This is a genomic window from Paeniglutamicibacter sp. GQ140 (genome assembly GCF_059759235.1).
Genome location: NZ_JCAXDW010000004.1, coordinates 242,897 through 259,513, shown reverse-complemented (window position 1 = coordinate 259,513; position 16,617 = coordinate 242,897). Strand labels below are relative to the sequence as shown.

General features: G+C 65.5%; 12 protein-coding genes. 6 read left to right on the top strand and 6 right to left on the bottom strand.

The features are described 5' to 3' along the window. Positions 1 to 42 precede the first annotated feature (42 nt). The 3 genes from sucB to AC6CHY_RS07890 all read right to left on the bottom strand — a co-directional run bounded on the left by sucB (position 43) and on the right by AC6CHY_RS07890 (position 5,139). Positions 43 to 1,794, bottom strand: a complete 1,752-nt coding sequence (gene sucB / locus AC6CHY_RS07900) for a 2-oxoglutarate dehydrogenase, E2 component, dihydrolipoamide succinyltransferase (protein ID WP_498226426.1) — start codon at positions 1,792 to 1,794, stop codon at positions 43 to 45. A 148-nt stretch (positions 1,795 to 1,942) separates the two neighbouring features. Next, the gene (gene lpdA / locus AC6CHY_RS07895) at positions 1,943 to 3,322 is read right to left on the bottom strand and encodes a dihydrolipoyl dehydrogenase (RefSeq protein ID WP_217389845.1); all 1,380 of its coding nucleotides are present in this window, start codon (positions 3,320 to 3,322) and stop codon (positions 1,943 to 1,945) included. A gap of 302 nt (positions 3,323 to 3,624) precedes the next feature. After that, a complete protein-coding gene (locus tag AC6CHY_RS07890) occupies positions 3,625 to 5,139 on the bottom strand; it encodes a leucyl aminopeptidase (protein WP_498226424.1) in 1,515 nt (504 codons plus the stop codon). Between the two features lie 408 nt (positions 5,140 to 5,547). On the opposite strand from AC6CHY_RS07890, the gene AC6CHY_RS07885 reads away from it, so the two are divergent. From AC6CHY_RS07885 to AC6CHY_RS07870, 4 genes are all read left to right on the top strand, one after another. Continuing rightward, entirely contained in the window at positions 5,548 to 6,483 is a 936-nt protein-coding gene (locus AC6CHY_RS07885; RefSeq protein WP_498226422.1) for a proteasome assembly chaperone family protein, read from the top strand. Beyond that, on the top strand, positions 6,483 to 7,802 hold the full coding sequence (locus AC6CHY_RS07880) for an MFS transporter (protein ID WP_217389842.1): 1,320 nt from the start codon (positions 6,483 to 6,485) through the stop codon (positions 7,800 to 7,802). The genes AC6CHY_RS07885 and AC6CHY_RS07880 overlap by 1 nt, the downstream gene beginning before the upstream one ends. A gap of 148 nt (positions 7,803 to 7,950) precedes the next feature. Continuing rightward, a complete protein-coding gene (locus AC6CHY_RS07875) occupies positions 7,951 to 9,108 on the top strand; it encodes a DUF4192 domain-containing protein (RefSeq protein WP_498226419.1) in 1,158 nt (385 codons plus the stop codon). Between the two features lie 294 nt (positions 9,109 to 9,402). Next, on the top strand, positions 9,403 to 10,626 hold the full coding sequence (locus AC6CHY_RS07870; RefSeq protein ID WP_217389840.1) for an RNA polymerase sigma factor: 1,224 nt from the start codon (positions 9,403 to 9,405) through the stop codon (positions 10,624 to 10,626). A 188-nt stretch (positions 10,627 to 10,814) separates the two neighbouring features. On the opposite strand, the gene AC6CHY_RS07865 is transcribed toward AC6CHY_RS07870, so the two are convergent. Continuing rightward, a complete protein-coding gene (locus tag AC6CHY_RS07865; protein WP_217389839.1) occupies positions 10,815 to 11,039 on the bottom strand; it encodes a DUF7455 domain-containing protein in 225 nt (74 codons plus the stop codon). A gap of 199 nt (positions 11,040 to 11,238) precedes the next feature. Here AC6CHY_RS07865 and AC6CHY_RS07860 point away from each other — a divergent pair, with 199 nt between their 5' ends. Next, complete coding sequence (locus AC6CHY_RS07860; protein ID WP_498226417.1) at positions 11,239 to 13,344, top strand: DNA gyrase/topoisomerase IV subunit B; 2,106 nt, start codon at positions 11,239 to 11,241, stop codon at positions 13,342 to 13,344. Between the two features lie 118 nt (positions 13,345 to 13,462). On the opposite strand, the gene AC6CHY_RS07855 is transcribed toward AC6CHY_RS07860, so the two are convergent. Both AC6CHY_RS07855 and AC6CHY_RS07850 read right to left on the bottom strand, forming a co-directional pair. Further along, the gene (locus tag AC6CHY_RS07855) at positions 13,463 to 14,425 is read right to left on the bottom strand and encodes a M56 family metallopeptidase (protein ID WP_498226415.1); all 963 of its coding nucleotides are present in this window, start codon (positions 14,423 to 14,425) and stop codon (positions 13,463 to 13,465) included. Positions 14,426 to 14,449: 24 nt separating this feature from the next. Next, positions 14,450 to 14,824, bottom strand: a complete 375-nt coding sequence (locus AC6CHY_RS07850; RefSeq protein WP_217389836.1) for a BlaI/MecI/CopY family transcriptional regulator — start codon at positions 14,822 to 14,824, stop codon at positions 14,450 to 14,452. Between the two features lie 203 nt (positions 14,825 to 15,027). Here AC6CHY_RS07850 and AC6CHY_RS07845 point away from each other — a divergent pair, with 203 nt between their 5' ends. Next, a complete protein-coding gene (locus AC6CHY_RS07845) occupies positions 15,028 to 16,602 on the top strand; it encodes a cytochrome ubiquinol oxidase subunit I (protein WP_498226413.1) in 1,575 nt (524 codons plus the stop codon). The last annotated feature ends 15 nt before the right edge of the window (positions 16,603 to 16,617 follow it).

Below are 16,617 nucleotides of genomic sequence, written 5' to 3'. Positions count from 1 at the left end.
CCGCGTTCAGCGGTGACCGTCCCCTTCAGTGGCTAACCGGGGTTAGAGGCCCAGGTCGGCTTCGAATGCGCCTTCTTCAAGGCGTGCCTTCAGCGTCTGCAGGAAGCGTCCCGCATCGGCGCCGTCGACCAAGCGGTGGTCGTAGGTCAGCGACAGGTACATCATGTGGCGGATGGCGATGGTGTCGTCGCCGTCGACGCCGGACACGACGACAGCGCGCTTCACGATGGAACCGGTGCCCAGGATGGCAACCTGCGGCTGGTTGATGATCGGGGTGTCGAAGAGCGCACCGACCGAACCGATGTTCGTGATCGAGAACGTTCCGCCGGAGAGTTCGTCCGGACCGATCTTGTTGTCGCGGGTGCGCTTTGCCACGTCGGCGATCTTGCCGGCCAGGCCGGCAAGGTTCAGGTCGCCGGCGTTGGAGATGACCGGAACCAGGAGGCCCTTGTCGGTGTCAACCGCAATCGCCAGGTGCTCGGCGTTGTGGTAGGTGATCTCCTGCTTGGACTCGTCGTACTCGGCGTTCAGCTTCGGGTGCTGCTTCAGCGCCTCGGCCACGGCCTTGGCGATGAACGGCAGGAAGGTGAGCTTGGAGCCGTTGACGGCCGCGAACTCGTTCTTGGCGGCATTGCGCAGCTTGGCGACACGGGTCATGTCGACCTCGTGGACCTGGGTCAGCTGGGTGGAGATTTCCAGCGACTCGCGCATGCGGCGGGCAATGACCTGGCGGATGCGCGGTGCCTTGGCGACGGTGCCGCGCAGCGAGGAGGCCACGACGGGTGCCGCTGCCTTGGCTGCCGGTGCCGCGGCAGGAGCCGTGGAGGTGGCGGCGGCCGGAGCGGTCGTTGCGGCGGCGGCCGCGTCGATGACGTCCTGCTTGCGGATGCGTCCACCGACACCGGTGCCGGTGACGGTCGCCAGGTCGACGTTGTTCTGGTTGGCCAGGCGGCGAACCAGCGGGGTCACGTAGCCGTCGTTGCCGGCGGCCGGAGCAGCGGCAGGGGCAGCGGCCGGGGCAGCCGGGGCGGCGGCAGGTGCTGCAGCGGGAGCTGCCGGGGCCGGAGCGGGCTCGGCGGCGGGAGCCGGAGCTGCTGCGGGAGCTGCCGGGGCCGGAGCGGCCTCGGCGGCGGGGGCCGGTGCGGCCTCGGCCGGGGCTGCGGGTGCTGCTGCACCCGCGGCGCCGACGATCGCCAGGACGGCTCCGACCTCAACGGTTTCGTCTTCCGGAACGCGGATCTCCAACAGGGTGCCGGCGACCGGGGACGGAACCTCGGTGTCGACCTTGTCGGTGGAAACCTCGAGCAGCGGCTCGTCAACGGCGACCTCTTCGCCGACGGCCTTGAGCCAGCGGGTGACGGTGCCTTCGGTGACGGACTCGCCCAGTGCCGGGAGGGTGATCTCGGTGCCCGATGCGGCTTCCGCCGGTGCGGCGGGAGCAGCCGGTGCGGCGGCGGGTGCCGGTGCCTCCGGTGCAGCTGCGGCCGGGGCCTCGGCCGGTGCGGCCGGTGCCTCTGCGGCCGGGGCAGCTTCGGCGGGTGCCGAGCCGGAGCCCGAGCCATCACCGATGCGAACCAATGCGGCTCCAACTTCGGCGGTCTCGTCCTCGGCCACGAGGATTTCCTCGATGACGCCGGCGACCGGCGAGGGGATTTCGGTGTCAACCTTGTCGGTCGAGACCTCCAGCAACGGCTCGTCGACCTCGACGCGGTCGCCGACCTGCTTGAGCCAGCGCGTAACGGTGCCTTCGGTGACGCTTTCACCCAGGGCGGGCAAGTTCACGGTTTCAGACATCTTGTTCCCGTTCTCCTAAAAATCTAAAAAATTTGTGTGCGAGAGATCCGCGGTTTCCCGCACATCCCGTGGGAGGTCAGTGCCTCCGAGCTTAGTGCACCGGGCATGCGTACCGCGGGGGAACGCATGCCCGGTGAAGCAAATGTGACTAACCGTGCAGTGGCTTGCCGGCCAGGGCCATGGCGGCCTCGCCGAGCGATTCGTTCTGCGTCGGGTGTGCGTGGATGAGCTGCGCAACATCCTCCGGGTAGGCTTCCCAGTTCACGATGAGCTGTGCCTCGCCGATCTGCTCGCCGATGCGCCCGCCGATGCCGTGAACGCCCACGATGGGGCCGTTCTTCACGCGCACCATCTTGATCAGGCCGGAAGTGCCCAGGATCGAGGACTTGCCGTTGCCGGCCAGGTTGTACTCGGTGGTTTCGATCTGGTCGTCGCCGAACTTCTTCTTCGCGGCCGGCTCGGAGTATCCGACCGAAGCGATTTCCGGCTCGCAGAAGGTGACCTTCGGGATGTTGATGTCCTCGACGACCACCGGGTTCAGACCGGCGATTTCCTCGGCGACGAAGATGCCGTGCTGGTAGCCGCGGTGGGCCAGCTGCACGCCCGGGACGATGTCGCCGATCGCGTAGATGTTGCCCACGCCGGTGTGGCAGCGCTCGTTGATGAGCACGAAGCCGCGGTCCATCGGAATGTTCTGCTCTTCGTAGCCCAGGCCCTCGGTGACCGGGCCGCGGCCCACGGCCACGAGGACGATCTCCGCTTCGAGGGTCTTGCCGTCGGCCAGGGAGACCTTGACGCCGTTGGCGTCCTGCTCGACCTTTTCGAAGAAGACGCCGGTGTTGAACTTGATGCCGCGCTTCTTGAAGGCGCGCTCCAGGTTCTTGATGATCGCCGGATCCTCGTTCGGGACCAGCGAGGGCAGGCCCTCAACGATGGTGACGTCTACGCCGAAGGACTTCCACACGGAAGCGAACTCGACGCCGATGACGCCGCCGCCGAGCACGATGGCGCTCTTGGGCAGGGTGTCCATGTTCAGTGCCTCGGTGCTGGTCAGCACGCGGCCGCCGATTTCGATGCCCATGGTCTTGGAGGTGGAACCGGTGGCGAGGATGATGTTCTTGCCCTTGTACGCCACGCCGTCAACGTCGATGGTGTCCTGGGAGACCAGGCGGCCGTTACCTTCGATAACGGTCACCTTCTTCATCTTCAGCAGACCCGTCAGGCCCTTGTGCTTGCCGGCGACAATGCCGTCCTTGTAGCTGCGCACTGCACCCAGGTCGATGGAATCGAGGGTGGTGTTGATGCCGTACTTCGCGCCTTCGCGAGCGTTCTCGGCCAATTCGGCGGAGTGCAGGTACGCCTTGGTGGGGATGCAACCGGTGTGCAGGCAGGTGCCACCGAGCTTGGCCTTTTCAATCAAGCCAACGGTGAACCCCAGCTGGACGGCGCGCAATGCTGCCGAGTAGCCGGCGGAACCGCCACCGAGAATGAGGATGTCGAATTCTTGCGTTGCTGCCGATTCGGCCACGTGAACGCTCCCTCGTTATGAGTTGTGGCCGACGTCGTGGTCGACCAGGGGTCTGTTTGGGTGTACCTGCGCGCCCGGTTCAACGGGCGCGAAAATACGGTCATGCTAGTGATCTATCAGGTTTACCTTAGCCCCCCGAAACGCGCTCGGCCACATACGGTGAGGCAGATTGCGCGTACCTGTGACCGGTCGCACAGCGGCGGCGGCGATTCGGCGCGCCCGAGGGGGCGCCGCCGCCGTGCTTGCGCGCATTTCTACTACGGAGAGTAGAAAAGATCGGGTCCGGGGACTGTGCCCGCGGCCTACCTGGCGGAGGCCATTTCCTCCGCCAGCGCCACCAGGGTGCGCACCGAGGATCCGGTGCCGTTCTTGTGGGTGTAGCCGTACGGGGCCTGCTCGTTGAAGGCCGGGCCGGCAATGTCCAGGTGCGCCCAGGGGATCTTGGCCCCGTTGGCCTCGCCCACGAACTCGTTGAGGAACACCGCGGCGGTCATCATCCCGCCCATGCGCTCACCGATGTTGGCCAGGTCGGCGACCTGCGAATCGATGGTGGGGCGCAGTTCCTCGGGCATCGGCATGGCCCAGGCGGCCTCGCCCGCCTTGCCGGCGGCGGCGACCACGGCGTTGCGCAGCGCCTCGTCGCCCATGACTCCGGCGGTGCGCAGGCCCAGGGCGACCATTTGGGCACCGGTGAGCGTGGCCACGTCGATCAGGGCGTCGGGCTTTTCTGCGCTGGCAGCCACGAGTCCGTCGGCCATCACCAGGCGGCCCTCGGCGTCGGTGTTCAGCACCTCGACGGTCTTGCCGCCGAACATGGTGATGACGTCGCCCGGGCGCGTGGAGGCGCCGCCGGGCATGTTCTCGGCCAGGCAGAGCCAGCCGGTGACGGTGATCGGCAGGTTGAGTTCGGCGATTGCAACAATGGCCTGGAAGATGGTGGCGGCCCCGGCCATGTCGCACTTCATGGCGTGCATGCCGGCGGCCGGCTTGATGGAGATGCCGCCGGTGTCAAAGGTGATGCCCTTGCCCACCAGCGCCAGGTGCCGGGTTGCCTTGGCCGGCGCGTACTGCACCTTGATCATGCGCGGCTTGCGATCGGACCCGCCGCCGACGCCCATCAGGCCGCCGTAGCCGTCCTTCTCCAGCTTCTTCTCGTCGAGGATCGTGACCTTCAGCGGCAGTCCCTTGGTCGAGTCCTTGACTTCCTGCGCGAAGGACGCCGGGTAGAGCACGTTGGGCGCGACGTTGACCAGGTCGCGGGTGGCGCGGACGGCGCGGCCCAGGATTGCCGCACGCTTCAGCGCCGCCGGCAGGCCCGGATCCGCCGAGGCCGCCGTGGCGATGATGGCCTCGGTCAGCGGGAGCTTGGCGGCCGGGGTGGAGCGGTGGCTGTTGAAGTGGTAGGCGCCCAGCGCGACCCCCTCGGCCACGGCGGCGGCCTGCTCGAGGGTGGCCGCCGGCAGGGCGAAGACCACGGTGGAGAGCCCGGCAAGCTGGCGCGCGGCCGAGCCCGCGGTGCGGCGCAGCGCCTCCGCGCTCAGCGTGGATTCCTCGAATGACCCCAGGCCGGCGAGGGCCAGGACCAGGGCCTTGGTTTCGGCGGGGGCCGGCATGCGGACAAGTTCGTCGGCGGCGCCGGTGACGTTCAGGCCGGACAGGGAACCCTGGAGGGCTTCGGTGACCTTGGCGCTGAAGGGCGAGGCCACCAGGACGGGACCATCGGTGCCCTTGACGACACCGAGAACCAGTGCGTCCGCGCCGATGCGCTTGATGTCGGTCGAAACGGCGGTCAGCTTGAGATCGATGGAGTTGATCACGGAACGATTCCTCTTCATAGGTTTCTGTGCATGCACGTCAGATGCGCATGCATCGAAGGGGCCGGGATGGCGGCCGCGTTCCGGGGTCGCCGGGACGCAAAAGCCGATTGGCCTTTACCGATCGTATCGCTGAGACCGATCCCACAGCGCATTCGCCTGGCAAGCGGCCTAGAATTGGTTGCGGGCCACGGGAAGAAAACGCCTGCCATTGGGGTTGACCCCCAGTAGTACGCGACCGAACGAATCCCGACTGGGATCATCCGGCCCGCACCCGTTCCATGGTTTCCCCGCAGTTGGCGTTGCCCCGATCCGGCCTCGCCCGGGGACCGGTGGCCATCCTGAGTCAAACCCAGGGCGCAGGTGGTGGCCGGTGAAACCCAGCGACGCAACCCGAAAGGAGCAGCGGCAATGCTTGACCACAATTCCCTGATCAGGTTCGAAGACCTCGACCTGGATGCACTCGAGCTTCAGGGCCTTGACCTGCTCATCGGCCTTCGCGGCCACGCCGATGCCGGCCATGCGCTGTCCCAAGTGCGCACCGAGCTGCTGGATGCGCTGGATCCTCAGCTCATCGCCTCGTTCGATACGGACCAGCTCGTCAACTATCGCGAACGGCGCCCCCAGATTTCCTTCCTCGGCGACCACTTCGCCGCGTATCAGGCCCCGCGCCTTGAGCTTTACCGGCTCACCGACGGGCTGGAGCGCAACTTCCTCTTCCTGACCGGGACCGAGCCGGACTTGGCCTGGGAACGGGTCACCGCCGCGGTCATTGCGCTGGTCGATGCCTTCAACGTGCGCCTGACCGTCTCCTTTGATGCCGTGCCGATGCCGGTTCCGCACACGCGCCCGCTGGGTGTCACTGCACACGGCAACCGCAAGGACCTGATCGACGGGATCTCCACCTGGACCCCGACGGCGGAGTTGCCGGCGAGCCTGGCCAGCCTCATCGAGGTCCGCCTGGTCGAGGCCGGCAGGGACGCGGTGGGCTACTCCATCCACGTGCCCCACTACCTCTCCGAGGCCGAATACCCCCAGGTTGCCGTGGGCGTCCTGGAATACGTCGGTGCCGCCATGGAACTGGGCCTGCCCACCGACCGCCTGCGCGAGGCCGGGCGCAACCTCGAATCGCAGATCGCCGAACAGGTTGCCGCCACCCCCGACGTCGCCCGGATGGTGGAAAACTTCGAGGAACGCTTTGACCAGCACGTCCCCGATGTCGAGCGTCGCTCGTTGCTGGTCACGCCCGATGCGGAGGTCCCCGACGGCGACGAACTCGCCCTGGCCGTCGAGGCGTTCCTCTCCGGCTTCCCCGAACAGGGTGGCACGGCCGCCAAGGATTCCTAGTGACCAAGGCCGAACACCTGGACTCCGCCCGCTCGTGGGTGGTGTGGATTGTCAGCATCACGGCCTACCTCATCGCGGTGACCCAGCGGACCAGCTTCGGCGTGGCCGGCCTGGAGGCCACCGACAGGTTTGACGCCTCCGCCTCGATCCTCGCAACGTTCTCCGTGGTGCAGCTGGTTGTCTATGCGGGCTTGCAGATTCCTGTCGGCATCCTGGTGGACAGGTGGGGGCCGCGGGCCATGATCACCGGCGGCGCGGCATTGATGATGGTCGGCCAGCTGCTGCTTGCCATGGCCGATTCGGTCGGTGCAGGCCTGGTCGGGCGGTTCTTCGTCGGCGCGGGCGATGCGATGACGTTTGTCTCGGTCATCCGGCTGCTGCCGATCTGGTTTTCCGGCTACCGCATCCCGATGCTCACCCAGGCCACCGGGATGGTGGGCCAACTGGGCCAGCTGCTCTCGCTGATCCCGTTCGTTGCCCTGCTGCACCTGTGGAGCTGGACTCCGGCGTTCCTTTCCCTGGCGGCGCTGTCGGTGCTCGGATTTGCCCTTGCCCTGGTGCTGATCAGCAACGGCCCGCGCAGCAGCGAGGCACCGCGGGCACCGGCCCGGGCCAGGGTGCTGCTTTCCAACGCCTGGCGGGAACCGGGGACCAGGCTGGGTTTCTGGACGCACTTCACCACCCAGTTCACCACCAACGTCTTCCTGCTGACCTGGGGGTATCCTTTCCTGGTTTCCGGCCAGGGAGTCAGCCCGGCCACCGCTTCGGGGCTGCTCTCCATCTTCGTGGTCGTCGCCCTGGTAGCCGGACCCGTCCTCGGTGCGGCGGTGGCGCGGCATCCGCAACGGCGCTCGGCGATTGCGTTCAACGTCATCGGGGCGATCGCCCTGAGCTGGATCGTTGTGCTGCTCTGGCCCGGGCAGGCACCAATGTGGCTGCTGGTGGTCCTGATCGTGTCCGTTGCGCTGGGTGGCCCGGCTTCCATGATCGCGTTTGATTTCGCCCGCACCTTCAACCCGCCACATGTCATCGGCACCGCCACCGGCATCGTGAATGTCGGCGGGTTCCTGGCCGCACTGGTCACCGTGTACGTGGTGGGCTGGCTGCTTGACCTCCAGCAGAAGGCGGCGGGACCCGGCGCCGAGCTGTACTCCCTTGACGCGTTCCGGTGGGCATTGTCCTTTCAGTTCGTCGTGATCCTCGGTGGCGTGGTCGGCATGATCCTCACCCGCAACAAGGCGCGCCGCGGCATGGCGTTGCGGGGCGAGTACCCGCCGCGTTCGGCCCGGGAGATGTCCAGGCGCACCGAAATCGAGTAGCGCCGGCCGCTGCCGCGCGTCTGGCCGCAGCCGGGAACGCGACTGCTCCGCACACGCCGCAGGACGCCGGGCCGGCCCCGGTCGGCGGTATCCACATGAAACCATGGTCGCCTCCCGGCGGCCCTGGGCCGGGCGCAGCATGGGGTGCATGACTACTACACCCTCAGCGTCTAACTTTTCCTTGGCCAGCCCCGAAGAGGTGCTGGCCTACATTCCCCACGCCCTGGGGTTCTACCCCCGCAATGCCGTGGTGCTGCTGATCATGCAGGGCTCGTGCCTGGCTGCCACGCTGCGGGTTGACCTGCCGCGAACGGAATGCAGCAACGCGACGGCGGCCCAATGGGCCGAACAGCTGGTTCAGCTGGTGCACAAGGTACCGGACGCAACCGCCGTCTTTGCCGCCGTTTACACCGGGCAGGTCCCCGGCGGGAGCCACGATTCCCTGCCCAAGCACGAACTCGTCGAGCGGCTGGCCCCCGAGCTCGTGCACTCGGGAATCCAGGTGCGGGACGCCTGGTATGTGGGTGCCAACCGCTGGCACAGCTACTTCTGCCTCAGCGAGAACTGCTGTCCCAGTGAGGGATTCGACCTGCCTGACCTCGCGCTGACGGAGACCCACCTGCGGATGGTTGTCGCCGGATCGGCACCCGAGGAACAAATCTGGGACGGCGGCGGCGTTGCCGAATGGGGCAACAAGTCCGCGGTCAGGATGAACCAGGAAATCCTGGCCCGGGAACTGTCCGGATCCGTCCCGCGGGAGTCGTTGGTCAAGGACTGGGCCGGGCTGCTGGATGCGGATCCGGCCGTCGCCGAACGCCGGCTGCGGTCCGACGACGTATTGTGCGCTTCGCTCCTGCTCTCGCTCAGCGACCGCATGATTCGCGACATCCTTCCCTACCTGGCCGGCCGCGGAACCCTGCGCGCGTTCGAGGCGTTGAAAGAGGTCTCTCGCGCCTCCGACTTCGGGCGGGCATCGCAGGACTTCTCCGACTTCCTGCTGGGAACGGCGCCATGCACCCCCGACTGGGACAGGATTGAGCGCCTGTGGTTCCTTTGCCGCGACCTGCTCGGCGTTGCGGAAGGGGAGGAGGCCTGCGCGCTCCTGTGCCTGCTGGGCTGGGTGAACTGGGCCAAGGGAAAGGGGAGCTCCGCGCTAAGGCTCTTTGGATCGGCGCTGAAAAACGATCCGGAATACCGGCTCGCACAGCTCATGGGCAAATTGGTGGAATCGGGCGAAATGCCGTCGTGGGTGGCGGACCCGGCACGCGCATGGCGGCTCCGGCTGGAAGGACGGCTCAGCGCCTGAGCCCGGCGGGGGACCCCGTGGCAGATAATTCGTCGGAACACGTTCCCGATGAATCTCCGTGACACTGAAACGTGAGACACTGTTAACCAACAGACCCGGTTGGGTTCGTGTTCCATGGCTATCAAGCCGGCACCATCGAGTTGGTTCGATGGGAACAAATGGCGGGAAAAAGGCGTTCAACTAATTGGACCCTGGATCCCGACTCGCCGTTATTCGGCGGGACGCGGACTTGACAGGGTCATAGTGGTGTTACCGGTAGGTGGCATCGCGGACGAACCGTGAGAAAGGTATTTCGTGTCTTCTGAGACGACCACCAATGGCCAGGCAGCGGATGCTGCCGCCGATCCGCAGGATGCAACTACGGATAAGGCAGCTGCCGTGCCGGCTGCCGCAAAGGCCGCCACCGCGAAGAAGCCTGCTGCGAAGCGCGCTCCTGCAAAGTCCCGTGCCAAGGCCGATGAGGACGTAGAGTCCGAAGAAGCTGAAACCGACGCCGACGATGCCGACGAGACCCCCAAGGCACCCGCGGTAGACGAGAACTCCAAGGGCTTTGTCCTGACCGCAGACGAAGACGACGCCCCGCAGCAGCAGGTCATGGTCGCCGGCGCCACCGCCGACCCGGTCAAGGACTACCTGAAGCAGATCGGCAAGGTCGCCCTGCTGAACGCCGAGCAGGAAGTCGATCTGGCCCTGCGCATCGAGGCCGGCCTTTTCGCCCACGAGAAGCTCGCCGCCGACGAAGGCAAGATGGACAAGCGCCTGCGCTGGGACTACGAGCAGATCGTCCACGACGGAAAGATCGCCAAGAACCACCTGCTCGAGGCCAACCTCCGCCTCGTGGTGTCGCTGGCCAAGCGCTACACCGGTCGCGGCATGCTCTTCCTGGACCTGATCCAGGAAGGCAACCTGGGCCTGATCCGCGCGGTCGAGAAGTTCGACTACACCAAGGGCTTCAAGTTCTCCACCTATGCCACCTGGTGGATCCGCCAGGCGATCACCCGCGCGATGGCCGACCAGGCCCGCACCATCCGCATCCCGGTGCACATGGTCGAGGTCATCAACAAGCTGGCCCGCGTGCAGCGCCAGATGCTCCAGGACCTGGGCCGCGAACCCACCCCGGAGGAGCTCGCCAAGGAACTGGACATGACCCCCGAAAAGGTCGTCGAGGTCCAGAAGTACGGCCGCGAGCCGATCTCCCTGCACACCCCGCTGGGTGAAGACGGCGACTCCGAATTCGGTGACCTCATCGAGGACTCCGAGGCCGTTGTCCCCGCCGACGCGGTGTCCTTCACCTTGCTGCAGGAACAGCTCCACTCGGTGCTTGACACGCTCTCCGAGCGCGAAGCCGGTGTCGTGGCCATGCGCTTCGGCCTGACCGACGGCCAGCCCAAGACCCTTGACGAAATCGGCAAGGTCTACGGTGTCACCCGTGAACGCATCCGCCAGATCGAGTCCAAGACGATGTCCAAGCTTCGTCACCCCTCCCGTTCCCAGGTCCTGCGCGACTACCTGGACTAGGAGTTCGGCCCGAGGGCCCGATGCAGGTGCCGGTGTTTTCCCCAGCAAGTCCGCGGGGGACACCGGCACCTCGCGTTTAAGCCGTGAGTCTCCAGTTCGCGTTGAGTGTTCACCAAACGACAGCGGGACCCCGGCTTGTTGCCGGGGTCCCGCTCGTCAGTCAGCTCAGCAAGAGGCTGGCGACCGTATTAGTCCTCGTCGTCGTAAACAGGCTTCTCGTAGAGACGCGCTGTTTCGTCTTGCCATTCGTTGGTCAAGGGGCGCAGCTTTTCCTCTACCGCGCGAGCGTGGTGTCCGCAGAAGAATAGCTCACCACCGGAGGTCTCCAATACCGCACGCACAAAAGCCTGTGCACCGCACCGGTCGCAACGATCAAGGGCATTCAGCTCTCGGGTTACTGCGGTCGTTGTCATGATGACCTCCTTCATTCGATGTGTATCCAATACAACCAGCAACGCGGCATTTTTCTTCTTGAAAGTTCGCTCTTTCGCTGACCGCGTAGCCCATCCGGGGGTGAGCTGCCGCTCACTGGCGGCACGCATCAGCGAAATGGCGGGGCCAGAGACTATTGTGGTTAGCGTCGTTCCGACGTTTTTGAGGAGTTCTATCACCGTGGCCAAAAGCACTGACTACAACGCCCGACACCTGTCCGTCCTGGAAGGGCTCGAGGCGGTACGCAAACGTCCGGGCATGTACATCGGTTCCACCGATTCGCGCGGACTCATGCACTGCCTGTGGGAGATCATCGACAACTCCGTCGATGAGGCGCTGGCGGGCCACGGACAATCCATCAAGGTCAGCCTCCACCCGGATGGTTCGGTGGAGATCCACGACGACGGTCGCGGGATCCCGGTGGACATCGAACCCAAGACCGGGCTCTCCGGCGTCGAGGTCGTCTTCACCAAGCTCCATGCCGGCGGCAAGTTCGGCGGCGGCTCGTACACCGCCTCGGGCGGCCTGCACGGCGTGGGCGCCTCCGTGGTCAACGCGCTGTCGTCCCGGCTCGATGTCGAGGTGGACCGCGGCGGCAAGACCTATGGGATGCAGTTCCGCCGCGGCGAGCCCGGACGCTTCGCCGACGCGGGCAAGCCCAAGCCGGATTCCAATTTCGAGCCGTTCTCCACCGCCTCGGTGCTCGACGTGGTGGGCAAGGCCAAGCGCGGCGTGACCGGAACCCGCGTGCGCTACTGGGCCGACCGACAGATTTTCACGCCCGACGCCAAGTTCTCCTACACCGAACTGCAGGCACGCGCCCGCCAGACATCGTTCCTGGTGCCGGGCCTGAAGATCACGCTGCGTGACGAGCGCGGCCTGGCCGGCACGCTGGGCGAGGACGGCCCCTACGAGGAGGTCTTCCACCACGATGGCGGCATTTCCGAATTCGTGGAATACCTGGCCAATGACGCGGCGGTCACCGACATCTGGCGTTTCCACGGCTCGGGGACCTTCAAGGAATCGGTGCCGGTCATCGATGACTCCGGACACAGCCGGATCACCGAAGTCGAACGCACCTGCGAGGTGGACATCGCCCTGCGCTGGGGGATCGGATACGAGACCAACCTGCGCTCCTTCGTCAACATCATTTCCACCCCCAAGGGCGGAACACACCAGACCGGCTTCGAACAGGCCCTGCTCAAGACCTTCCGCAAGGTCATCGAGGCCAACGCCCGCAAGCTCAAGGCGGGGAACGACAAGATCGAGAAGGACGACGTCGGCGCCGGGCTGACCGCCGTCCTGACGGTGCGGCTGGCCGAGCCGCAGTTCGAGGGGCAGACCAAGGAGATCCTCGGCACCTCGGCGGTGCGCCTGATCGTTGCCAAGGTGGTCGAGAAAAGCCTCACGGAGAAGCTGAACTCCACGGCCAAGGGCGACAAGACCCAGGCGGCGATGCTGCTGGAGAAGGTCGTCAGCGAGATGAAGTCGCGCATTTCCGCGCGCGTCCACAAGGAGACCCAGCGCCGCAAGAACGCGCTGGAAACCTCCTCGCTTCCGACCAAGCTGGCCGATTGCCGCAGCACCGACACCGAGAAGACCGAACTGTTCATCGTCGAGGGTGACAGCGCCCTGGGGACCGCCCGCCTGGCGCGGTCCTCGGACTTCCAGGCGCTGCTGCCGATCCGCGGCAAGATCCTCAACGTGCAAAAGGCCTCGGTTGCCGACATGCTCTCCAACGCCGAATGCGCCGCCTTGATCCAGGTGGTCGGGGCCGGATCGGGGCGCAGCTTCGACATCTCCGCGGCCCGCTACGGCAAGGTCGTGCTGATGACCGACGCCGACGTCGACGGCGCGCACATCCGCACCCTGCTGCTGACGCTGTTTTTCCGCTACATGCGCCCCATGGTGGAAGCCGGGCGGGTCTATGCGGCGGTGCCGCCCCTGCACCGGGTCGAGGTCATCAACCACGGGGCCAAGGACAATGAAATGGTGTACACATACTCGGAAAACGAGCTGCACGAGGTGCTGGCCGCCCTGGAAAAGGCCGGCAAGCGCTACAAGGAACCCATCCAGCGCTACAAGGGCCTGGGCGAGATGGATGCGGACCAGTTGGCCGAAACCACCATGGATCCGCGCCACCGCACGCTGCGCCGGGTGGGATTGGAGCACGCCGAATCGGCCGAGCGGGTCTTTGACCTGCTGATGGGTTCGGATGTAGCGCCGCGCAAGGAATTCATCATCTCCGGGGCCGAGCGCCTCGAACGCGACCGGATCGACGCGTAGCGGGAAAACGACATGGCCGGCGGGTGCACCCTAGGGATATTGAATTCCGGGGGCATCTGCCGGCCATTGGCGTGTCCGGCGACGGCCGGCGATGAGCGCACGAGGGACCTCGGCAGGATTAGCTGAAAAACCCCGGTGCCACCAACATGGTGGTCGGCAACGCCAGAAGGAGCAGCGCGGCCGTGAGAACCAGGGTGCGCATCGTGGCGGAGAGCGGCCTCTCGGGGGTCAACAGCCGTCGCAGGCGATGCGATGAAAGCTCTTCGGTCGGTGCTCCGCCGGTCCCCGCGCCGGGCAGGACAGCATTCTCCCGCTCCGACGGTTCCCCCAGGGCACCGGTGGCGACAGTCAAGAGGGCACGCAGCAAAACGGGGGCAGTGACGACGCGCAGGGCGGCGTCGTCGGCGAGCATCTCCACCAGTTCCTGGACCGCAGCCAGCGAGTGCTTCGCGGTGGGCAGCCAGGGCAGGGCGTCATTCCAAGAGGTAAAGGCCAGCAACAGCAGGTCGTGGCGTTGCTCAAGATGCGCCTTTTCGTGGGCAAGAACCGCCCGAAGTTCATCCTCGTTCAACCGTTGGACCAGGCCGCGCGAAAGAACCGTGACGGAACCGGTGAAGCTCGGCAGGCAATAGGCAATGGGGGTTTCGTGGTCCAACACCAAGGTGCCGGGATTGGCGGTGGATTTCTCGCTGAGCAGCGAAAGGATGTGCCGGTGTCGTGCCCGCTGGCGGGTAATGCGCCAGGCGGCCCTGATCAAGGTGAGGACCAGATGGAAACCCAGCAGCGCCGCGGTGCTCAAGGCAAAGACGTGGATGGTTCCCGGAGACCGGACGTCTGGATCACCGAGGACAAGCCTCAGCCCTCCGTGCAGGGCTCCCAAAAGGGAATCTCCCAATGGTTCGAGGCCCCAAAAAAGCATCGCACCAATCATGGACAGGCCGCCGGCCAATGCTATGGCCTGCCAAACAACCATCGCGACGAAGGGGGATCGGGCCGTCCAGCGTGCGCGCGAGAGTGCGACGGGTATGGGCCATGCCAGAAGAATGGCCAGCCCCGCCAGGAGATAGGACGTCAGCAGCACGTTTGGTGACCGTGCCGATCGTCGCTAGGCGTTACGTGGTGTATCGAGGAGCAGGCGCAAGGACTGTGCTTCCTCGGCGGAAATGCCGCCGATGAAGCGAGCCAACACGGCTTCGCGATCCAGCACGGTACCCAGGGCTTCGTTCATCAAGGACACGGTGTGGTCCTCACGGCTTGTCACCGACGTATAGCGGTGCGGGCGGATGTCGCGCTCGCGCGCCACCAGGCCCTTCTTCTCCAGCCGCGCCAGCACCGTCAGGACGGTGGTCACGGCAAGTTCCTTGCCCTCGACGTCGCCGGGTGCTGCAAGTTGGTCGCGAAGTTCATTGGCCGTGAGCGGGGATTCGGCATCCCAAAGGAGTTCCATTACTGCGCGTTCAAGGTCGCCAAGAGTGGCCAATCTCATTTCCTAACAAAGTGTTCCAAGACCCGTGCAGCTAACGCAGGGGCCAACGGTCCCCGTCGTGGACGCTTCCCGTTGGCACCAGTTTACCGCGTCGGGGCCAAATGTTCTACAGTGAGTAGAAAGGAGTTCTACGGATCGTAGAACTTGGGGCGCGGGTTCGCCTCGACGCCGCGAATTTCTGGACTGAAGGGCTTGGCATGGATGTACTGGAAATTGCCAGATGGCAATTTGGTATCACGACCGTTTATCACTTCCTGATGGTTCCCCTGACGATCGGCCTGGGTCTCACCGTTGCGGTCATGCAGACCGCGTGGCACCGCACCGGCAAGGAGGAATACCTGCGCATGACGAAGTTCTGGGGAAAGCTCTTCCTCATCAACTTCATCATGGGCGTGGCCACCGGCATCGTCCAGGAATTCCAGTTCGGCATGGCCTGGAGCGAATACAGCCGCTTCGTCGGCGACGTCTTCGGCGCACCCCTGGCCATGGAAGCGCTGCTGGCCTTCTTCCTGGAATCCGTGCTTCTTGGGTTGTGGATCTTCGGCTGGGACCGGCTGCCCAAACGCATCCACCTGGCCACCATCTGGATTGCCTCGCTGGCCAGCATCTTCTCGGCCTACTTCATCCTGGTGGCCAACTCCTGGATGCAGCACCCCGTGGGCACCGAAATCGTCGACGGCCGAGCCACGATGGTCGATGCCTGGGCGGTCTTTACCAACAACACCGCCCTGGTCACCTTCCCGCACACCATCTTCGGGGCCTTCGCCGTGGCCGGCGGGTTCCTGTTGGGCATCTCCTGGTTCCACCTCTACAAGCGCCGCCAGGCGGGAATCGACTCCGTGGACGCCGCGGGCAAGGTCATCGTCGGGGAATCAGACACGCTGGGGAAAAACCGCGACAAGGTCGACTACCAGGTCTGGATCAAGTCCCTGCGCATCGGCGCCGCCGTTGCGATGGTTTCCTTCATGGGGGTTGCCCTGTCCGGCCACGCTCAGGCCCAGTTGATGATCCAACAGCAGCCCATGAAGATGGCGGCGGCAGAGGCGGCATGCCACGACGGGACGGGATTCTCGCTCCTGTCCGTCAGCGACCTGCGGGGCGGCGGGGCAACGACCTGCGACAACGTCGTCGGAGTCTTCGAAATCCCGGGGCTGCTTTCATTCCTCGCCCACGACAACTTCACGACCGAAGTCAAGGGCGTGAACACCCTCCTGCCCGAGTACCAGGAAAAGTACGGCACCCACCTCCCGGATGACCCGATGTACGGGGAACGCGCCGGAAGCGAAATCAACTACCTGCCGGTCATGGAGGTCACCTACTGGGGCTTCCGCCTGATGATCACCCTGGGCGGGCTCTCGGCGGTTGCCGCCGCCGTGGCCCTGTGGCTGACCCGCAAGGGAACCGTTCCGCACAGCAAATGGATGTCCCGGCTGGCCGTCCTCGGAATCCTGGCCCCACTGGGCGGGAATTCCGCCGGATGGATCTTCACCGAAATGGGTCGCCAGCCATTCGTCGTCGCCCCCAATCCCAGCTTTCAAGGCATCGACCAGGTGTTCATGTACACCGCCGCCGCTGTCTCCCCGGGGGTCAGCGCGGGGGAGATGCTCTTCTCGCTGATCGCCCTCGTCTCGATCTATGCGTTCCTGCTGGTCGTCGAGGTCGTCCTGCTGATCCGGTACGTCCGCGGCGGAATCGGTTCGGCCATGCCCGAACTGCATGAACACCCCGATGACGGCGACAAGGACACCGACGTGCTGTCCTTCGCCTACTGACCCGACTACTTACGA

Coding starts and splice junctions, on each gene's coding strand:
- sucB (WP_498226426.1), bottom strand. CDS start 1,794: ATGTCTGAAACCGTGAACTTGCCCGCCCTGGGTGAAAGCGTCACCGAA.
- AC6CHY_RS07885 (WP_498226422.1), top strand. CDS start 5,548: ATGCTTGACCACAATTCCCTGATCAGGTTCGAAGACCTCGACCTGGAT.
- AC6CHY_RS07875 (WP_498226419.1), top strand. CDS start 7,951: ATGACTACTACACCCTCAGCGTCTAACTTTTCCTTGGCCAGCCCCGAA.
- AC6CHY_RS07865 (WP_217389839.1), bottom strand. CDS start 11,039: ATGACAACGACCGCAGTAACCCGAGAGCTGAATGCCCTTGATCGTTGC.
- AC6CHY_RS07845 (WP_498226413.1), top strand. CDS start 15,028: ATGGATGTACTGGAAATTGCCAGATGGCAATTTGGTATCACGACCGTT.